General features: G+C 52.6%; 16 protein-coding genes and 1 pseudogene. 5 read left to right on the plus strand and 12 right to left on the minus strand.

Going from position 1 to position 17902, the window contains the following annotated elements; translation table 11 throughout:
• Positions 1-31: 31 nt before the first annotated feature.
• The 5 genes from N24_RS09840 to N24_RS09855 all read right to left on the minus strand — a co-directional run bounded on the left by N24_RS09840 (position 32) and on the right by N24_RS09855 (position 4044).
• A complete protein-coding gene (locus N24_RS09840; RefSeq protein WP_011014730.1) occupies positions 32-466 on the minus strand; it encodes a MepB family protein in 435 nt (144 codons plus the stop codon).
• 171 nt (positions 467-637) lie between these two features.
• Entirely contained in the window at positions 638-1384 is a 747-nt protein-coding gene (locus N24_RS09845) for a hypothetical protein (RefSeq protein WP_011014690.1), read from the minus strand.
• Positions 1381-2343: an LGFP repeat-containing protein gene (locus N24_RS16625; protein WP_231910976.1), complete on the minus strand. Its 963-nt coding sequence runs from the start codon at positions 2341-2343 to the stop codon at positions 1381-1383. Before N24_RS16625 ends, N24_RS09845 begins: the two co-directional genes overlap by 4 nt.
• A gap of 24 nt (positions 2344-2367) precedes the next feature.
• Positions 2368-3276: an LGFP repeat-containing protein gene (locus N24_RS16630; RefSeq protein ID WP_231910977.1), complete on the minus strand. Its 909-nt coding sequence runs from the start codon at positions 3274-3276 to the stop codon at positions 2368-2370.
• A gap of 174 nt (positions 3277-3450) precedes the next feature.
• Positions 3451-4044 carry a hypothetical protein gene (locus N24_RS09855; protein WP_227747653.1) on the minus strand — a complete coding sequence of 198 codons (594 nt, stop codon included), beginning with the start codon at positions 4042-4044 and terminating at the stop codon, positions 3451-3453.
• An 830-nt stretch (positions 4045-4874) separates the two neighbouring features.
• Here N24_RS09855 and N24_RS09860 point away from each other — a divergent pair.
• Positions 4875-5090 (plus strand): hypothetical protein, encoded by a 216-nt coding sequence (locus tag N24_RS09860; RefSeq protein WP_096456522.1) that lies wholly within the window; start codon positions 4875-4877, stop codon positions 5088-5090.
• 121 nt (positions 5091-5211) lie between these two features.
• Here N24_RS09860 and N24_RS09865 read toward each other — a convergent pair whose 3' ends face one another.
• The 7 genes and pseudogenes from N24_RS09865 to N24_RS09895 all read right to left on the minus strand — a co-directional run bounded on the left by N24_RS09865 (position 5212) and on the right by N24_RS09895 (position 13860).
• Entirely contained in the window at positions 5212-6504 is a 1293-nt protein-coding gene (locus tag N24_RS09865) for a hypothetical protein (protein WP_157736420.1), read from the minus strand.
• 794 nt (positions 6505-7298) lie between these two features.
• Positions 7299-7700 (minus strand): hypothetical protein, encoded by a 402-nt coding sequence (locus tag N24_RS16465; protein WP_197702391.1) that lies wholly within the window; start codon positions 7698-7700, stop codon positions 7299-7301.
• A 421-nt stretch (positions 7701-8121) separates the two neighbouring features.
• A pseudogene (locus N24_RS16725) lies at positions 8122-8166 on the minus strand (hypothetical protein); the annotation flags it as partial.
• Entirely contained in the window at positions 8163-8342 is a 180-nt protein-coding gene (locus N24_RS09875) for a hypothetical protein (protein WP_096456526.1), read from the minus strand. The gene N24_RS09875 and the pseudogene N24_RS16725, both read right to left, overlap by 4 nt.
• A 404-nt stretch (positions 8343-8746) precedes the next feature.
• Entirely contained in the window at positions 8747-10462 is a 1716-nt protein-coding gene (locus N24_RS09885) for a hypothetical protein (protein ID WP_167382079.1), read from the minus strand.
• Entirely contained in the window at positions 10353-11762 is a 1410-nt protein-coding gene (locus N24_RS09890) for a hypothetical protein (RefSeq protein WP_096456530.1), read from the minus strand. The genes N24_RS09885 and N24_RS09890 overlap by 110 nt, the downstream gene beginning before the upstream one ends.
• 592 nt (positions 11763-12354) lie before the next feature.
• Positions 12355-13860: an SLC13 family permease gene (locus tag N24_RS09895; protein ID WP_096456532.1), complete on the minus strand. Its 1506-nt coding sequence runs from the start codon at positions 13858-13860 to the stop codon at positions 12355-12357.
• A 232-nt stretch (positions 13861-14092) separates the two neighbouring features.
• Between N24_RS09895 and N24_RS09900 the strand changes: the two genes are divergently transcribed.
• From N24_RS09900 to N24_RS09915, 4 genes are all read left to right on the plus strand, one after another.
• Entirely contained in the window at positions 14093-15007 is a 915-nt protein-coding gene (locus N24_RS09900; RefSeq protein WP_096456534.1) for a LysR family transcriptional regulator, read from the plus strand.
• Positions 15008-15109: 102 nt separating this feature from the next.
• Positions 15110-16186 carry a tartrate dehydrogenase gene (locus N24_RS09905; protein ID WP_096456536.1) on the plus strand — a complete coding sequence of 359 codons (1077 nt, stop codon included), beginning with the start codon at positions 15110-15112 and terminating at the stop codon, positions 16184-16186.
• Positions 16186-17313, plus strand: a complete 1128-nt coding sequence (locus N24_RS09910) for a glycerate kinase (RefSeq protein ID WP_096456538.1) — start codon at positions 16186-16188, stop codon at positions 17311-17313. The genes N24_RS09905 and N24_RS09910 overlap by 1 nt, the downstream gene beginning before the upstream one ends.
• A gap of 228 nt (positions 17314-17541) precedes the next feature.
• Positions 17542-17883: a hypothetical protein gene (locus N24_RS09915; protein ID WP_096456540.1), complete on the plus strand. Its 342-nt coding sequence runs from the start codon at positions 17542-17544 to the stop codon at positions 17881-17883.
• Positions 17884-17902: the final 19 nt, after the last annotated feature.

The following is a 17902-nucleotide window of genomic DNA, read 5'->3' on the forward strand; positions in this document are numbered from 1 at the left end:
CACCCTACACTGGGGTGAGCACGACGTGATCTCAATACTCCTCGAATGCACTCGATTGTGCTCGCTGCATGGCCCTGGCCTGCGAATTGAGCCCTTCGCACCAGGAGGGGTAAACACGAAATCCACGTTTACCCGGCTGTCCGTCTGCTGCGGTAATCCCCAATTCTGCAAGATGACCAGCGGAAAACCTAAACACTCCGCGCCGAACATCGTTCCTCACAAAGACAAGAAGACCAGCATTCATCCCGTCGTCACTAAACGGCTGGGTCTGCCCTCCCACGCCTCGCTGCCAAAAGGCAACAAAGGCACCCGGCTTCGACGGCGTGTTCCGGCCAGTCCGGACATGCCACTCATGACCTTCAACCTGTGCTAATCCTGATTCATAATCACTGTTCTGTGGCTCAGGGGCGACCGAAACAGTTATGCCCAGCTCGGTCGACCACATCTCCAACGCGCTAAATCCCATGAGCTCAACTTATCAACTTCAGCCGCAGGAAGCCTACTGCCTCCTCTCGCCTCCTTCCGCAATACTCCCTAGATCTTGTTTAACCGTCAGGAGTTGGAGGGTATATCCGGCTACTGAACGACAACACTTTTAAACGACGGCGCTTGCGACTATTACCTTTGACCCGGCGCACTAATCAATTTTGAAAACGCGCACCATTAGGTAATCTCTCGATAAATAGTGTTTGGCCAGTAACAGACTCAAAAGCTTCTGCAAACTTGTTAAATCGTCAAAACAGCCGTTGACAAAGCTCTCCCACCACCGCAACTCTGCATCATGACTCCAATAAAATTCCTCAACCGGCATTTGATAGGCATAACGTTCAGCTGTAGAAGGCCCCAGCATCATCCAACTCGTCGCTAATGCTGACTCCCACAATTCAAGATCTGTCTTTTCGAAAACCGAGCTAATAGGACTAGGCGAACCAGGACTCAGTGCACAATATCCCACAAGCTCACAACGTCCAGCCGACTGCGCCCACTCCTGATCAGGATCAACAATCAGCGCACGCCCAACCTTGACATCAATTCCGGTGTGCTGCACAAAGAACTCTAACCATTCCTGTAACTCAGATACAGTGAGCACATCCGGTAGATCAGCTACTAAGGATCTTATATTGGACGAGAAAAGTGACCACTTTTCAGCAACGATCGCTTGAAAAAGACACTGCCGAACAGCTCCGGCTATGCGCTGATTAGTAAATACATTACCTGGGAATGGTAGTGAACTACCGTCCCTTTTTGTCACTCTAGAAAATGCATTCCACTTTCCCATGATGTTGATGAGTAGAAAATCTAGACTTAGCGATGGCCCGATAAAGCGAAATCCGGAAGTTTTATAGCCTCTAGTGTAGATGCACAGTTGATGGGGTTCTGTCATATGCGAAGCTTATTATAAAGATTCACATGATCAGGACATTGGGAAATTTCCGGCTCGTGTTCGATTCCACCAGGTGGGGTTGAATTACACCATGCTGAAATTACCCCCTTGGGTCTGTTCGAATTTGCTCCAGTGAAAGTATGAGGATTGTAAATAATAGTCACCCATTGCGGAGCGTGCATTTCTTTACATCCTGAGTTCTTATTGAATGTATAAGTTCTGCAATCTAGAAAGTACACCGTTTTCTCGAACTTGTAATAGCTGGTTCCTGGCGATGAGCCATAATCAATCACCGCTTTATCTACTACGGCCTCAGCCATAGCGTGGTTGGCGAAGTTGTGTTTGCAATAGTTTTTTAAATATCCCCAGCCTTCATTCCTGTAACGGTCATAATGCCCTTTTCTCACGACAAATCTGAACTCGGTGGGGAAACCTCGCGAACTATACTCTTTTTTGATCGGGCCACCATTCTTTTCAATGTTGTTTTCAGTTTTTCTCTGCTCATCTAAATTGGGAAGATTCTTGCAATCCACGTATTGTGCACGCTGGGAAAACAGGGTCATCTCTTGGCTCGATGAGGATGAGCCGCTACTTCCAATTGGGAGGAAATCCTCCAAACTTCTTTCTTCATCGTCAGGAATCCATGTCAGTGCATCACCTGAGCCTAAAACAACACCTCTGGTGAATTCTTGTTCGAGTGACTCATTTAATGATGTCAATGATGGTATCGGCCACCCTAAAGGAGTATCGGTATTTTGGTATTGCAGCCACAGGGAGTAAACATCACCATACAGCTCTCTGGCGCCTAGGATTCCATTCCACGCAATCACCCCGCGCTCCGCAAAATTCACCACATGGAATAGACCAGAAACCTCAGGTGTTTCATCTGCTTCAGGAAAACCTAAACGACCCGTCTCCCGACCCAACGCATCCCACACCCGCTGCGTAGCCAAATACATAAACCGTGTCTGACGATCATTTCGCTACGAAATTGTTCCATTGGAGAAATTATTGTAAAAATACTCAGTACCGCTAGGTAGCTCATTAGTGATCGGGATGCCAATGGCATGATTCGAGCCGCCAAGTTCTTCGTAGCGCTGTTTAATATCGCCCCACACAGCACCGCCAGTCAATGGGTTGTAGTAGTTGTCACCACCTTGAAAAGTCTGTCGCTGAGTAAGGGGATAGTTTGTATCCATCGGACCAGAGGTTGGGTACCCCAATGGCCCTGATTCCCAGTTCAAGGTCCCCCACTGTCGCAAACCGTCCAAGGTCACTGCATAAGCGCCTGTGTCTGGGTGCCAATAGATGGCTCCACCAAAAAATTCACTTCTTTTGCCAACACCGTCGGGATTGGTCAACTCGTTTGACTTCGGTGGCCCAAGCCATGACAACTGACCTCCAACCTGGCGATAGGTGTCAAGAATTCGGCCACAAACTGAGAAGCCCGTTGGCCACATAACCTCACACCCGGTGGTTGCCATCAGTCGTGCACCCTCGTTAAGTCGCGCTTCCGCAACTTCTAGCTGGTCAGCTTTCTCCTTGCTTACCCCCTCCGGTAACTCGATAACATCTGAACGCATGTCCCCTGCAACTATGTCCCGCTTAGGCAGCGGGAGTTCCTCGACATTATCTTTACTATCGTTGACTTGCTCGTGATACTCAACGACTACTTCTGGATGTGCTGTTTCGTAATCCTCAAGTTGTTCCTCAACTGTTGGAGCATTCCTATTGGGAACATAATCAACACCGTCATCAGCAAACTGCTCATCAGTGATTTCTTCTACAAGCTCAAATTGATCTTCCACCTGTGCTTGAGCCACCGGAGATGCAACCCCGATGGCCAGCAACATAACAGCAGAAACCCCCACTAGTCTTCGTACCAACCGCATATATCAAACCTTTACCTGTCGGAAAAATGTGTACAAGCTGAGGATAAGCATAAATTCGCTTAAGAGCTGGATGAAAGAGGAAACGCTCCTCTTTTCTACCCGAAAAAGGGTGTAAGGATTGCACTGCTTAAGTGACATTAGGCCCTCCCGGGCAAATCCTTATTCGAACACAGTCTACAAATCCGCTGCGATCAAAATAAACATCGACATCGGTGGTTCGTAGCGCAACGATTTCACCGAATCGAAGTGCGCCGGCAGCAGCAACAATAGCCAAACAAAAGTACTTACTCGGCAGTGCACCAATGTTCGCTTCAAGCTCGGCATCGGTTGGGGGATCAACCTTTTTCCTGTTTTGGTATTACCCCCGCCACGTACTTTGCACGGATTCGTCGGAATGATGCCATCCTCTACCGCAGTCTCCATGACAGACTTCATCATGCTGTAACTCCGTGCCATTGAGGTCAATTTCCCATCCTGAATGGTGTCGCTATACCACTCACGGACATCAGCGACGGTGATTGCGCAGAGCGCATAATCAGCCCAATAACTTAGTCGATCTGATTTTATATAACGAAAGTAATCATCTTTCACCCCTTGGCTAAGTTTCTTTCCTTGGGCATTTGTCCGGGTTTCTATCCACCTCGATGCATAACTAAAGAAGGTCTCCATCATGCGTTCTTCAGCCTCAAGCTGTGCCCGCTCAAACCTCTCCCGCATCTCAAAATCCATCCATGTGCCATTGATGATGGCTGTGCGTTCAGAGGCCAAGAACTCTTACGCCTCACCCTTGGTACCGAAAGTGTACGGGGCAGAGTATCGCCTACCCTCGTGCATGAAGCGTGCCCTGTACCTCTCCGAGCGCAACTTTTCGATCTCTCCTCAATTCCTCGATCGTGACATATATCACAAACCCTCTTCCATTTTTCCGCATAGTTTTCAGGTTGAGAAATGTCATTCAGTGAAGGTGTCAAAGTAGTCACTTAGTGTCACTACCAGTCACTTTAGACATTTTTCCCTGCTGGTCGAGGGTGATTTTAGCATCCTTGTTCACATTTGTCATTGTCGTTTATGCGTATAAAAGACAAACAGAAGCCATCGCTCACCCTCTCGCCCGCGTGGGGTGAACGTGGGGTGAGTGGATTCATTTCTGGTCATTCTTGGGCGCTTCCTGCTAAAATGAAGCCATCGCGACCTCGCGTTTTATGAAGGCACCAGGGCGCTACGGCTGGTTCGAACCCAGCTAGGACCACAATTAAACCCCCTGGGAACAGGGGGTTTTCTGCTTTCTAAATCGTGGTACGAGGGGTGTCGTGGTACCTGCGTGGTACTCGTGAATTGCTTGCTAACCTGCACGGCGGTTGCGCACCCTAAGGGTGGCGCTTCCTGACACTCCTAGGTATCCTGAGAGTAATCGTGCTGAAGATGGCCGTGGCGTGGATATCCCCCACGCAACTCGGCCATTGGAGCGGGGACGGGGCGTGATGGGATGACACGTCTAATGAGTTGATTAGTCACTACGGGACAGCCCCCGGGCCGGGACACCGATAGGTCCCGGTAGTACCCCCTTGACGGGTGGGGAGGTGCCGGAGGTATCTCTCATGGCTTCTTTAACCACCCCTGCTTCCGTTTTTACTGCAGATGATCTGCTCAGGACTTTCCGCCGCGACGAAGTGTGTGATCGTCTGGGTGTCTCTCTTCAATCCTTGGATCGTAGGTTTGCCCGTGGCGAGCTGAAAACTGTTTCTGGCACTCGCGGCAAGAGTCGAACGACCCTGATCACCGATGGTTCTCTACCACTACATCTACGGCGGTAAATGGTAGTCATGACTGCATGAGAAAACCCCGCAGTGTTGGAACACTACGGGGATGATAAGACAGATGCGGGGCCTAATCCCCTACTACGTAGAAAACTATAGGGACGTATTAGGTTGGAAGTTAGTCCTCGTCCGTGACCGTATGGTGGGTACCTTGTGAGGCCGTCGTCTGGGTACCATTTGATCCGTCCTTCGGTGCCAGTGCCACAGGCTTCCGCCCGGCCTGATCACCTCGGGATACTTCGCCAAGCTCGCCGTCGATGTAGACACGCTGGCCCACACCACGACGAATCTCCTGTGCCTCATCCTCCTCAAATTGAGCAAGGAAGGCATCCATAGATCCCAAACGCACCTCTGCGCTACGACTGTCTTGGAACCTTCGCTGTTGAGCCGCTGCTTGTCTAAACAAATATGCCGCCAGGGCGCCCGCTCCCAGGCTGAAGAACAACCGAACTGTGGCACGTACAACATCTGCAAGGGTGGCATCTGCTCCCAATCCCTGAGTTCCAGCGATGAACAGCAAAATCACGGTAAGCAGGGTTACCACTGAAGCTGCGATAGTGAAACTATTCCACAGCTTTTTGGCTTCATCGGCCTGTTCCCGGAACATTCGTGACATTGCCGCCTCTGCGACGTAACCGGATATAGTCTGTGTCTTCTCCACCATCGCATCAAGCTCGTCCTTCTGACGCTTGATATCGGCCATGATTGCCTCGAGCTGCGTCTGCGCTGTCGACTTTTGCTTTTCAATTTCGGAGTTGTACTGGTTCTGTAGGGTCACGATTTGATCGTCAATGCGCTTACGACCGGCCTCGACACCCTCGTCTATCTCATCCTTAAAGCTCTCAGCGACTTCCTCGATCAGGCTGCGTAGATCCGCCAACGCCTCCTTACTGTCCTGTTTGTTCTGTTCCAGCTGCTCTCGGAGTTCTTCTTCCTTCGCGGTGAGGCTGTGAACTACAACCTGGCTCTTTTCTAGAAAGCTCTGCACGCGTGCACGTTCTGCGATGTCTGCTTCTCGAACTGCGCTACTTAGATCAATCGGGAGGAAAGCTAGGTTGTACAAAGATGTCAAGAGGCTATCTGCCGCTTTGTTAGCATCGCTCAGTTCTTGGTCATAATCGTTTTCATCATCCCAGGTGATCTGCTGGAGGTGCCCCGTCATGGCAAGCAATGACGTCCGTAACTCGTCCAGGAATGAGCTACTCACCGTCTCCTTATCTGCAAGGTTCAAGTAAAGCCTCGTAGTCCGAATAACAATGTCAATCCGGCGTAGAAAATCGCTGGCCAGCTCCGGTAAACCCACGTACGCTGGGTCAAACTTTTCCGACAGCTCATTCAACCACGCTTCGACCGTCTCAAGGTCCTCCCACAGCGGATGCTGATCAAATATATCCGTCGCACTATCACTCAATTTGGACTCCATCGCTTCCCTAAAATACTGTCGGCGCAGGCATGACTTTCACACTGTCGATTAGCTTAACGGGGTGATCCGAGCACACCTATTAATCTGCACACCATTGACTTGCTGCAGCGCTATATAGCTCCAGCGCTCGGGAGGAGGACACCACACAGGAATTGAGAAAAGGTGGTGGGGAGGCATGATCTATTATCCGCAGTAGGGCATAAGGGCTCGACCCCGGGGCAATGAACACAGGGGTAGACCCGTCGTTGGCTTGTTAAGACGGTGCCCTATTGGGATCCATCCCTACCTGATTTAAGCTTTACGGGTCAATAATATCGCGGGCTAAGGGGTCGCTAAGCACAGCGAACGATGTCGCGGTGTACCTAAGTTTCACCTCACCGGCAGGGCTTATATCCTCCGTCACTGCTACATCGACAGAAAACCAACATGCCGGTGCGGAGCATAGCTATGCTCGCGACGGGGATATGTTTCGCGCTGATTTTAACTACCTCGCCGCCCTCGCTCTCCAGTTGCCAAGCACTGATCTCACTGGCGGTCAGAAGTATTCCGCGGATAGTGGTCGGCTCGAGCTCGAGCTCTCGGGACGCGATAAGGTCACCAATTCGAGCAAGTTCCGCGGTGGAGAAACGCATACACAGGCGTGGCTGTCGCGGCTGGGGCCAGGTAAGATCCGGTTCGAACCTCGCCTTCACCAGACCCGTTGAGAAATCCCGCAGCGTTGCGGCAACACGCGGACCGTACTCGCTAATGCGGTTCAAGTAGTCGCTGGTGTCAGCATCTGGTCAGAGGCGACGCCCATCATTGAGTAATTCCAACGCGCGCTTCATTGCAGTGTCGACAAGTTGGGGTTCGGAATTGTCATCACCGAATAGACCTACTTGGTCGTCGGGTACGATCTCATCTGCAGGTGAAGTTGCTGAAATAATCTGCAGAATAAGACTTCCCGGCAATGCTGATCCATTCGAGTTCAACCGAGTCATCGACACAATATCGGCTTGCGATTGCCCACGCAGCGATGTGTGCCCTCGCACCGCGAGGCCTGTGGTAAGCACAAGACGTTGAAAGTTGCGGAGCGCGTCAGCGATACTGTCGATAGCACCTGAGTGGATCGTGATTCCAGGCCCAGTCAAGCGTAGGGCCCCCGAGGACGCATCGCGGCGCAGCAGGTCATGCTCACCACGCAACTCTCAATAGCCATGTGCGCAAGATCATTTGCATGCCGCCGTCAACTTCTCCTTGAATGTCGGCCTTGAACTGCTCCCAATCAGATGTCATGGAAACCATCCACGGTCACTTCGAAGTAACCACGCTGCGACACAGCGTCGGTCTGTTGCGGAAGGGCATCCTTTGCACCGCTGCGTTTGCGCATCCAAAAGTCGTCCCAGTATCCGCGCATCGACACGTAAGATTGATGCTCGGCTGAGTTCGATCGGTCCGCCTCAGGAAATACGTGCCACTGACAGTAACGAGTGTCGCCACGCAGACCCGTTCTGAAGCGAACTTCGTTTTTTCCGAACATCTGAAAGATGAGCCAGCCGGGGAGGTCGGTGACTTGGTTAACAAGAGCATCTCACACCAGTAAACAAGATCGATGTCATCCGGATTTATCTTATTGGTGAGGAAGCTCCCGCCGATCCATACGCACATCATAGGAACAACTGAGCGGATGCCGCCGTTGCCGACTCAAAATGATGCCAGATCTCGCTACGAGTCATCGACTCAGCGAACCTGGGATCATCGATATAGTTTGCCTTGATCTCATCCAAGGAGGCACTGAACCGGCCAAGCGGGAGCAGGCCAGTCTGCTCGTCAAGTGCAGGTAACACCCAGTTACCTCCCTGTGATTCATAGTTTCTAAAACATTATGTTCTATCTGAAACTGCTTGTCAGCGAGATGTTCCTGCTCGTCGAGATTTAGTCATATACCTAGTATTAAGCTGGCGCTTCCCCAGGGCCGTCCATAAAGAGGTCGCTGCCGGTATGGGGATGAAGGTGTATTTCGCTGATCCTCACTCACCCCGGCAACGCGGAACTAACTAGAACACCAATCGGTTATTGCGCCAGTATTTCCTGTAGAGAACATTGATGAAAGGCTTCAGCCAGGCTGATCTGAATTAGGTGACCGACAGGCTCAACAACCGTCCCTGGAAAATTTTTAGATTTCGCACTCTCGCTGAGCAGTACGAAGTAATATTGCTTTGACGAATTGAACCCAAGTCGTAACAAACTATCAACCCCGCGACGCCCGTTCTTCAGCATCTGCAGCGATCTTGAACAGGTTGGTGTGCGGGACATCGTCTTCTCCAAAGTGGTACCGGCGAACAAGGAGGTCGCGGAGGATATCCAAGCCGAGTGCTCCGCCTTGAGTTCGGAGCTTCCAGTTCCTAGCGACGCTGACGGTCTGAATGAAGAGATTGTTCTCGAGATGTTCAAGGATGAACTCCACGGGCAGCCGAAGCTCCGACTCCTCCTCGGGACGCGTGGCGAGCTCTCGCATTTGCTGCGGGGTGATTGACATCGGGTCGATTGCTTCCCGCTGTACTCTCCAGTTAAGGCCGACGTTCACAAAGGTCACCAAGATCTGCCAGTCGAGCCATCCATCAGCCTGAAGCCGATCGATTTCCTTGCGTCCCCGCGGATCCTCGAGGAAGGCTGCGAGCGATAGGCTCCAACTCTCAGCCGTTCGGTATCGCTGCTCGATGCGTTCAAGTGACTCTGCTCGGTTGTAATCCGGACCTTCGCGAGTCGATGCTGCAAGCGACTCATGACTGGATGGTGTGAACGCGTCCGAGGACGATGGCCGCGTGGCTCCTGCGCACCGCTCATAGTGCTCCTTACTCAGAAAATCGGCCGACTCGTTATACGGGCGCCCCATCAGCACCTTGTGGGAGATCCCGTCGCGGCCCAGCGAGTCGAGGAGTGCCATCAGGTCTTCCCTTGGACGTGCGTGCACCTCGCCAAGAAGCCGGATGCTCATGGAGATGATTGATCGGGAGATCTCATCAAGATCACCGGTGGATTCAGACCAGTTGATCTGCACCGAGACTTCGTCGCCATCATTGTCGAACAGCACGTCATTGCTGGCGTGGGAGGCACCGCGAGTCGTATCTATCCTGATGCTGGTTGTCGCTCGGAGAATTACCGGATGGAAGCGTGCGGCGTCTGCGAGGAAGACCTGGAAGGCAGCGACGAGTCCCTCTGCTGTCAGGACCGAGGCATGGTCGTTGTCGAACTTGAAGACCCACCGTACGCCGAGGGCTTCGAAGTCGATCGTGCGTGTGTGTCCGAGGTCAGCCAGAACTGGCCCGGTGAACTGCTCACGCGCGAACTCCTGAAACCGTTCCTCGTCCAAGAGCATCGCTGCGTCAGGATGTAACGCTTGCTCCGAGAGAAGTTCGTATCTGTCCGTGGTCGGATGCGCGTGGCGAAACAAGGGCTCAACATCGGGCCAGAAGGTGCGGACGGCGAGGTACTCGATCAGTTCGTTCGTATGGTGGTGCTCGAGGTCTGGGTGGCTGGAGAGGTCGAACGGGTTTGTGGCGTGCGAGTTGTGGGCGAGGAGGGCTATCTCTGTCAGGGCGGCCGCATCGACCCAGCAGCCCGCCATCTGGGCGGCACGGGCGGCCTGGAAGATTGCCTTGGGGATCTGCGTCTTGACGTCGTCGTCAGGGCTCTGGTTCGCCATCATCGCGGCGCCACACGCGTACATCTTCGCCGCGTAGGTCAAGCCCAGATCAAGGTAGATCTTGGCGATGTATCGCGAGACAAGCACCGCGCCGTACATCAGGTCTCCGTGGAACCACCGGGCCTTGGCTGTGTGCAGCTCGGCGAGCGCCTCAAGGGGCTGACCGGCCCCCTCGAACGCGATCGCGCGATCGCGGCATCGTTCGGCGATGGCGGCATCTCCCTGCACTTCTGCGGTTCGGGCATCGAGCGCGTCTCGCACTTTCGCGTAACTCGGATGGGCTGAGACCGCTCGCTGAGTATGGACGTGCTCGTGGCAAGAGATCGACGAGGTCGTCGAGGAATCGCATCGCGGTGTCCAAATCGATCAGACTATCCGCGAAGGATGAGTCGACTTGTACCGAATCCAGCTTCACGCCGGCATGAGCCGCCACGTCGACCCTGGGCGGGCGGAATCCGTTCTCCTCTGCCCTTTCCCACTTGGGCTGCAAATGGAGGGAGGCGAGCGTACCTGTCAACGACGCGGATCGAACTGGATAGGTCGCTCTGTCCACTGCCGTTAGCTCTGCGGCGATGTGCTCGTGAAGCCTCTCCCTCGCCTCTGCGATTTCGGTCGCAGAGGCGGTCGCCACTCCCGCTACCCACATATTTCCCCAGTAGGCCACAAGCGTGACGGCATCGTCAAAGATGTTCGTGTGGATGTTCGATAGGGCGTAGTTCACGGCGCGGCGGATAAGGTCCTCGCTTGTTCCGGCGATACCCATGCCCCGGAAGCGGGCGACTGCGATCTCGTAGCAGGCGCGGAAAACGATGTCATCGTCAGCGGCCCTGTCGAGGAACGCACCCATGAAGTCCAGCCATTCTGGGAGATCCGCGTTGGCGACCTCATCCCATGTTGCGAACCGGAGGGCCTCTGTAATCTCCCCTTGTGTCGCAGGCGTGAGTGCTACCGGACCACCATTGCGACGCAGAGCATCTCGGAGTTCCCCATACCACTCCGGGGTGACGTCCTCGGGCTCAGGCACCATGGCAGCGGGCACGCGGAGGTAGTGCTGTGCTACCCAGACCAGGTCGGGCTCAGCGAGGATCGTGGCTACCTTCATCCCGCTGTATACGTCCAGCGTGACACCGTAAGTGGTCCGCGCAATCTCCTGGACCTTATGGGTGGTGGCTTCGGAAATCGAGTGCACGCTAAAAAACGCTACAAGTTCAACGGGTGCCGCGGCGGCCGCGCAGATTCCTGCGAGGTCATCTAGGATTTTTTTCTTCAGGCCTGTCTTCTGTACCGTGCACGCGATGACCATAGGTGAGGTGGAAGCAGAAGCGGAAAACCCAGCCGCATTCGGCAGCTCATCGGGAATACGCGTCGCGTAACTCTCTGCGTCTCGTTGCTGGTCTCCGCCGGCGCTGACGGGGCCATTCGCGACGAGGATGTTAGCACTAATCCGCTTCCGCGCGATTCGCGTTGCAATGATCTCGAACGTATGGTGCTCGTTGCGCTCGCTGAGTTGACCGAGGCAAAAGGAGATGTACGTCTCAAGTTCGGGTACCATACTGTTCATAGACCAATCTTCTCAGGTCCTGACCGCTTTGGCCATCAACGCTCCCTGTGCACGTGGTTATTTTAGCGACCGCGATCACTGCGTTAACCCCGCTATGGGTGTGCTTAATGTGGCCTCGTTAGAAACCCTTGATGGAGAGTTCCAGTGCTGGAGCTACCGAGTGACTCCATTCAATAACACCGGGCCGAACCGCCGAAGAGCTATTTTTGCGTCTATGTCCAGCATACTTGGACCTGAACGCTAGGTTTGAGCAATGGCAACAGCGGCGGAGACGCTACGGACGATACTCAGTAAGTCTGAGTTCGGTATTTTGGGGGTGCTCTCTGAGAGCACCCCCGCTTTCCGTCCGTAAAGTCGCGACCGCCTTAGGCGTGTCGCCAACGACTATCTATAAAACGTTGGCCACGTTGCCGGAAGCGGGGTTCAACACCTCCCGACAACCGGGATGGGCAACCCTATGGCAGCTCGCTGTCTAGAACCCAGCTAGGACCACAACTAAACCCCCTGTAAACAGGGGGTTTTCGTCGTTTCATGACTATCTATAGCTTCTTCAGCTTTTCAAGGGATGAAGGTTCCAGCTCCTCGATTAGCGTCACCCAATTCCAACCATGGTTGCCACAGTTGGGAGGAAAAATACGATGAGAGCTCCCCCGATGATGTCAAAGCTAATTCCGGTGCGGATCATTCGAGCAATGGATACGCAGCCCGAACCGTAGACGATGGCGTTCTGCGGTGTGGAAATCGGAAGCATGAACCCAAATGAAGCACCGAATGTAGCCGCCATAGCTGGGATAACTGGATCAATACCGGCCGCTATGGCAAGTGGAACCACGATGGGAACGGTAACTGCTGCCGCTGCGGTATTACTCGTAGTTTCAGAAATTAGGATGGCTAACAACACTGCCATTCCAGTAATAACAACAGCACTTGAAACTCCAAGCATGCTGTTAAGCCCGGATCCGATCGATTCTGCGAGGCCCGAATTTCCGAGCATCGCTCCGAAAATCATGCCGCAACCAAACAAGATGATTGTCCCCCAGTCAATCTTTGCGGCATCCGACCAATCTAGGGTGTACTTCAGCTTCTTTGACTCTACTGGGAGGAGGAATAGAAGGACAGCGCCGAGGACTGCGACAATACCTTCGTTTAGGCGTTCATCAACAGCTTCATAGATTGCAGAGTCGACGCCAACAAAGATGCCGAGGATCGCAGGGAAGATCCACAAAAATACGGTTATTGAGAATGCGATGATTGTGTTTATTTCTGCACGTGACATGCGCCCTTGTTGCTTCTTATGCTCGGTAACGAATTCTGCGACTCCTTCAATACGTCGCGTTTCTGGACGGTTAACTATAAAAAGGATCACCGTCAAGGCCACCATCATGCAAATGCAGATCGGCAGTGCCGTCATGACCCATTGCCCGAAGGAAATACGTATACCAGTTGCTTCTTCAATGAGTCCGCGCCCAATCAAGTTTGGTGGGGCGCCAACTGGGGTCAAGAGACCACCGATGGACGCGCCATAAGCCAGCATCAACATCAACGCTGCACCTACTCGTAAGCGAAGTGGATCGAAGTCTTCTTTTACGATCCCTTTGTCCTGCATAAGTTGCGCAATTACGGTCAAAATTCCCAGCGCAGTCGGCAGGAGCATAGCTACTGTCGCAGTGTTGGATACAAAGGCTGAAAGCACACAGGTAATACCGCCAAAAGCCAAGATAATGCGAACTGTTGAGTTCCCAACTCCCGGCAGGCCAAGCACAAAGAATGCCAGTCGTTGCGCAACGCCATGTTTAAGCATGGCTTGCGCCAGAATAAATGCTCCAATGAACGTGAAAATTGTGGTTGATCCGAATGGCGCTAAAACTTCAGAAGCAGGTGCCGCACCAATGACTACCAAAAGCCCAACGCCGAACAATCCGGTAACCGGAATCGGAAGAGTCTCACAGAGCCACAGCAAAATCACACCAACTAAGACAGCTGCGATTTTCTGCTGAGTGGGGTCCATCCCTTCCGGAATGATCATCATGGCCAGGAATCCAAGTGGAGCGAGGATAAATCCTGAGACCCGACGGATGGTTTCAAACTTCTCTTCCATTGGCGAAAGCCGCTGTTGTTCCAAGCTTCTGTAAGTTCCTCCACGAAGAAGAACCTCGGCGACGTTAGTTCGAATTGACCGCGCGCTCGATGAGGCCACAGTCGAAATCTTGTTGGGCATTTTCATGCCTCCCTCCTGATAGTTGCTACTATCAGCATGTGATGTGATCTGGGTTACGTCCAAGACAAATTCTCACTACCACCCATAGGACGTTCCTATGTCAGGAGTACACGTGGATATACGGCAGCTAACTTATTTTCTCGGGGTTATTGATCATGGGGGTTTTAGTCGCGCGGCAGATGCACTGCACGTCGCCCAACCGTCGCTTTCACAGTCCATTCGCTCACTTGAGCGCAGGCTCGGTGTGGAGCTTTTCCATCGAACAGGTCGACGGGCTGAGCTGACTAGCGCTGGAGAACGTTTAGTTCTTCCAGCTCGGCAAGTATTGCGGGACCTTGATGTCGCACGACGCGCTGTATCCTCTGTTCGTGCTCTAGAGTCAGGAACTGTGGAATTGGCTGCCATGCCTAGTCCCGGCGTGGAGCCACTAACCGGACTCATTAGAGATTTTCATGCTCGGTATCCGGGAATGATGGTCAACGTTGCAGGTGTTTTCACGCCGTCCGAGACTGTTGAAGCAGTCCGTTCGGGAACTGCAGAAATAGGCTTGCTCGGATCGTCTGGCCAACCGCAAACTGCAGATCTAGATGTTTGTCAGCTGGAGTCGCAACCTTTAGTGCTAATTTCTCCACCTGGCACTGAAACCGACTCGGAAACCATCGAAAGAAGAAGTCTCAACGGGCTGCGCTTCGTCATCTCCCCTCGAGGTTCATTAATGCGCCAGCTCATCGACAACGCGCTTGTGCATGACTCCGCAACAAGTGTCATTGCCGAAATGGAGCATCGCACTTCCCTACTTCCCCTAGTGCGCTCTGGGATAGGACATACAGTCATGCCGGATTCATGGAGGGAAATTGCACAAAGCAGTGGTTGCGTAGTTCGCAGAATTGTTCCCGAAGTCAATCTGGATATTTTCGCCGTCAGTCGCAGGGGTGAACTGACTCCTGGTGGACAGGCGTTGATGGCATTGATTCACAGTCGGGCTCTTGGCTCCCATACCGTGAGCGATTCAAGCTCGAAGACATAGGCCGTTCCTATGTGGGGTGGTGGAAATTGGTCTTGGACTTCCCTTGAACGCCAAATTTAAATGGGGTGTGTCACATTCACTCTAGGAGCAAGGGAAATTCACATGACTTCTCAAGTATTCGAAATTGCGTCCATTCCAGCTGACGGTGTTGGTCATGAAGTTGTCGAAGCTGGACGCGATGTCCTCGACGCTTTGGCGAAGAACTCAGGTGGCGCATTCGCATTCGATTGGAAAGATTTCGATTGGGGCAGCGAGTACTACGCCCGACATGGTCGCATGATGCCAGAAGATGGTCTTGATCAATTGAAAGACCTCGACGCCATCTTCTTCGGTGCTGTGGGGTGGCCAACAGTTCCAGATCACGTGAGCCTGTGGGGTTTACGAATCGCCATTTGTCAGGGATTTGATCAGTGGGCAAATATCCGTCCAGTGAACTTCCTTCCGAATGTTGCATCCCCCATTGTCGATGCCCACGAACGAAACCTTGATTGGATCGTGGTTCGAGAAAACTCCGAAGGCGAATATTCCGGATTTGGTGGCCGCAACTTTTCGGGACGTGCAGGTCTTGGCGAGGTTGCTACCCAATCTGCAGTGTTCACTGAAGTTGGATGCGAAAGAATTTTCCGCTACTCCTTTGACCTGGCTCGAACCCGTCCACGGAAGAAACTGTCAAAGGTGACAAAGTCGAATGCACAGCAATTTGGAATGGTGCTGTGGGATGACGTATTCGATCGCGTCGCACAGGAGTATCCAGATGTGGAGACCGAGTCAGTGCTCGTGGATGCAATGGCAGCAAAGTTTGTTCTCAAGCCAGAAGACCTCGATGTTGTGGTCGCTTCCAATCTGCATGCGGACATCTTGTCTGATTTGGGTTCCGCAATGGCTGGTTCATTGGGGCTTGCTGCAAGTGCAAACCTCAACCCAGAGCGTCGCTTCCCTTCGATGTTTGAGCCTGTGCATGGTTCTGCGCCAGATATCGCAGGCCAGGGAATCGCAAACCCTGTGGGACAGATCGGTTCTGCTGCCCTCATGCTCGATCACTTCGGGCTCAACGACGAAGCAAATCGAGTGCGCAATGCAATTGAGAAGACTTGCGCAGAAGGTATCAAGAGCCGCGAGGTTGGCGGTTCGTCCTCCACTCGCGATGTCACTTCCGCCATCATCGACAACTTGAGCTAATGGCTACCGTTCTTATCTGCTGCGACAAGTTTAAAGGTTCGGCAACTTCCGTAGCAGTATCCGAAGCTCTAGGTCAAGGTCTGATAAGAGCCGGTCATACTGTTCTTACTGCACCGCTCGCCGACGGTGGTGACGGCACTTTAGAAGCCTTCGACTCTCTTGGGTACAAGCGGGAATCATCTTTAGCCACAGGTTCTGGCGGGCTCAAGTTTGAAACCCAGTTTTCTTTAAATGGTCAGACTGCGGTTATTGAGATTGCCCGAATTTGTGGATTAGATTTGGTTGCACCAGAAGGCGGACTCCCCTCGGCACAATCTGCCCGTCAGGCTGGTACTTGGGGTGTTGGCGAGGTGATCAAATCAGCGCTTGAAAAAGGAGCTCAGCGGATCATCATTGGGCTTGGTGGCAGCGCGACCACTGATGCCGGCTTCGGAATGGCTCAGGCTCTTGGCGTGGAATTCTTCGATTCAAACGGATCGCAGGTCGCCCAAGTCGGCAATATCGGATTGGTTCAAGGAATAAGTCTGGACCACTTAGATCCTCGTCTAGAAAAGGCCAAGTTCATTGTCGCATCAGATGTACGCAATCCGCTGTGTGGTGTCGATGGCGCTGCCAAAATTTATGGCGCACAAAAAGGGTTATCCGCTGAAGATACGCCTGGTGTCGATGCAGCAATACGGAACTTTGCCAATGTGTTTGAACAAGCTCTCGGGCTCACCACCCTTGCACAAACAGCTGGAGCGGGCGCAGCGGGGGGCTTGGGTTTCATGGCAATGGCGTTGTTGTCTGCAGAGATGCGCTCCGGCGTGGACATGATTCTTAATGAAACCGGGGGTGAAAAGATGCTTGCACAGGCAGATTTAGTCATCACTGGAGAAGGACGCATTGATACACAGACCCTCAGCGGGAAAGCTCCTACTGGAATCGCCAAACGGGCACGTGCAAAAGGAATTCCAGTACTGGCGGTTTGTGGGCAGAACCTATTGGATCCAGCAATCTCAAATGAGCTATTTGAAGACATCTACAGCCTTACCGATTTCGAATCTGACATCAATGAATGCATTCGAAACCCGCTCCCAATTTTGGAAGGTATCGGTTTTAACATCGCCAAACATCATCTGAGTTAGCGATATTTCAGCAAACCGATTGCTATTCGATGAGCCAGACAGCGCTCTGATCTTTCATCCGAGAGATCAGAGCGCTGTCTTATTCCTAAGAAATGGCCTGCAGCGGGGAGTACTCCCCGCTTTTGCGGTACTTCCATTTTGCCTGCTTTACGGTGAAGTTCATCAGCTACAAAGCACATGCCAGATAGCTGAAAAGGAAACCACTCCCCTCCTCGGAAAGTAGGAACCATGTCTTCATTCACACGTCGTCTCACTATCACTGCGGTAACCGTTGCAATAGCCGCTACTTCTCTCCTCGCAGCCACAACACCAGCATCAGCCGCCTGCCTCGATGCAAATGGTCAGCAGATTGGACCACTCCGAGTACATGCTTCAAGTGAAAATACCAGCCGCGTAAATGATTGCGAGAAAGTTAATCTCGGTACCTTCTGGGAAGGGACCAACGGCGAGCCGGGGAACTTCGGCATCTTCAATTTCAAATATGCCAACAACAAATACTTCGTCGTAGGAATCAATGACATCACTGGTCTTGGATCCTCTGACCAGAATCCCCTAGGAACCTTCGGATAGTCGAAATAGAAGCCTCACC

Origin of the sequence: Corynebacterium suranareeae (assembly GCF_002355155.1) — a bacterium.
Classification (GTDB): Bacteria; Actinomycetota; Actinomycetes; order Mycobacteriales; family Mycobacteriaceae; genus Corynebacterium; species Corynebacterium suranareeae.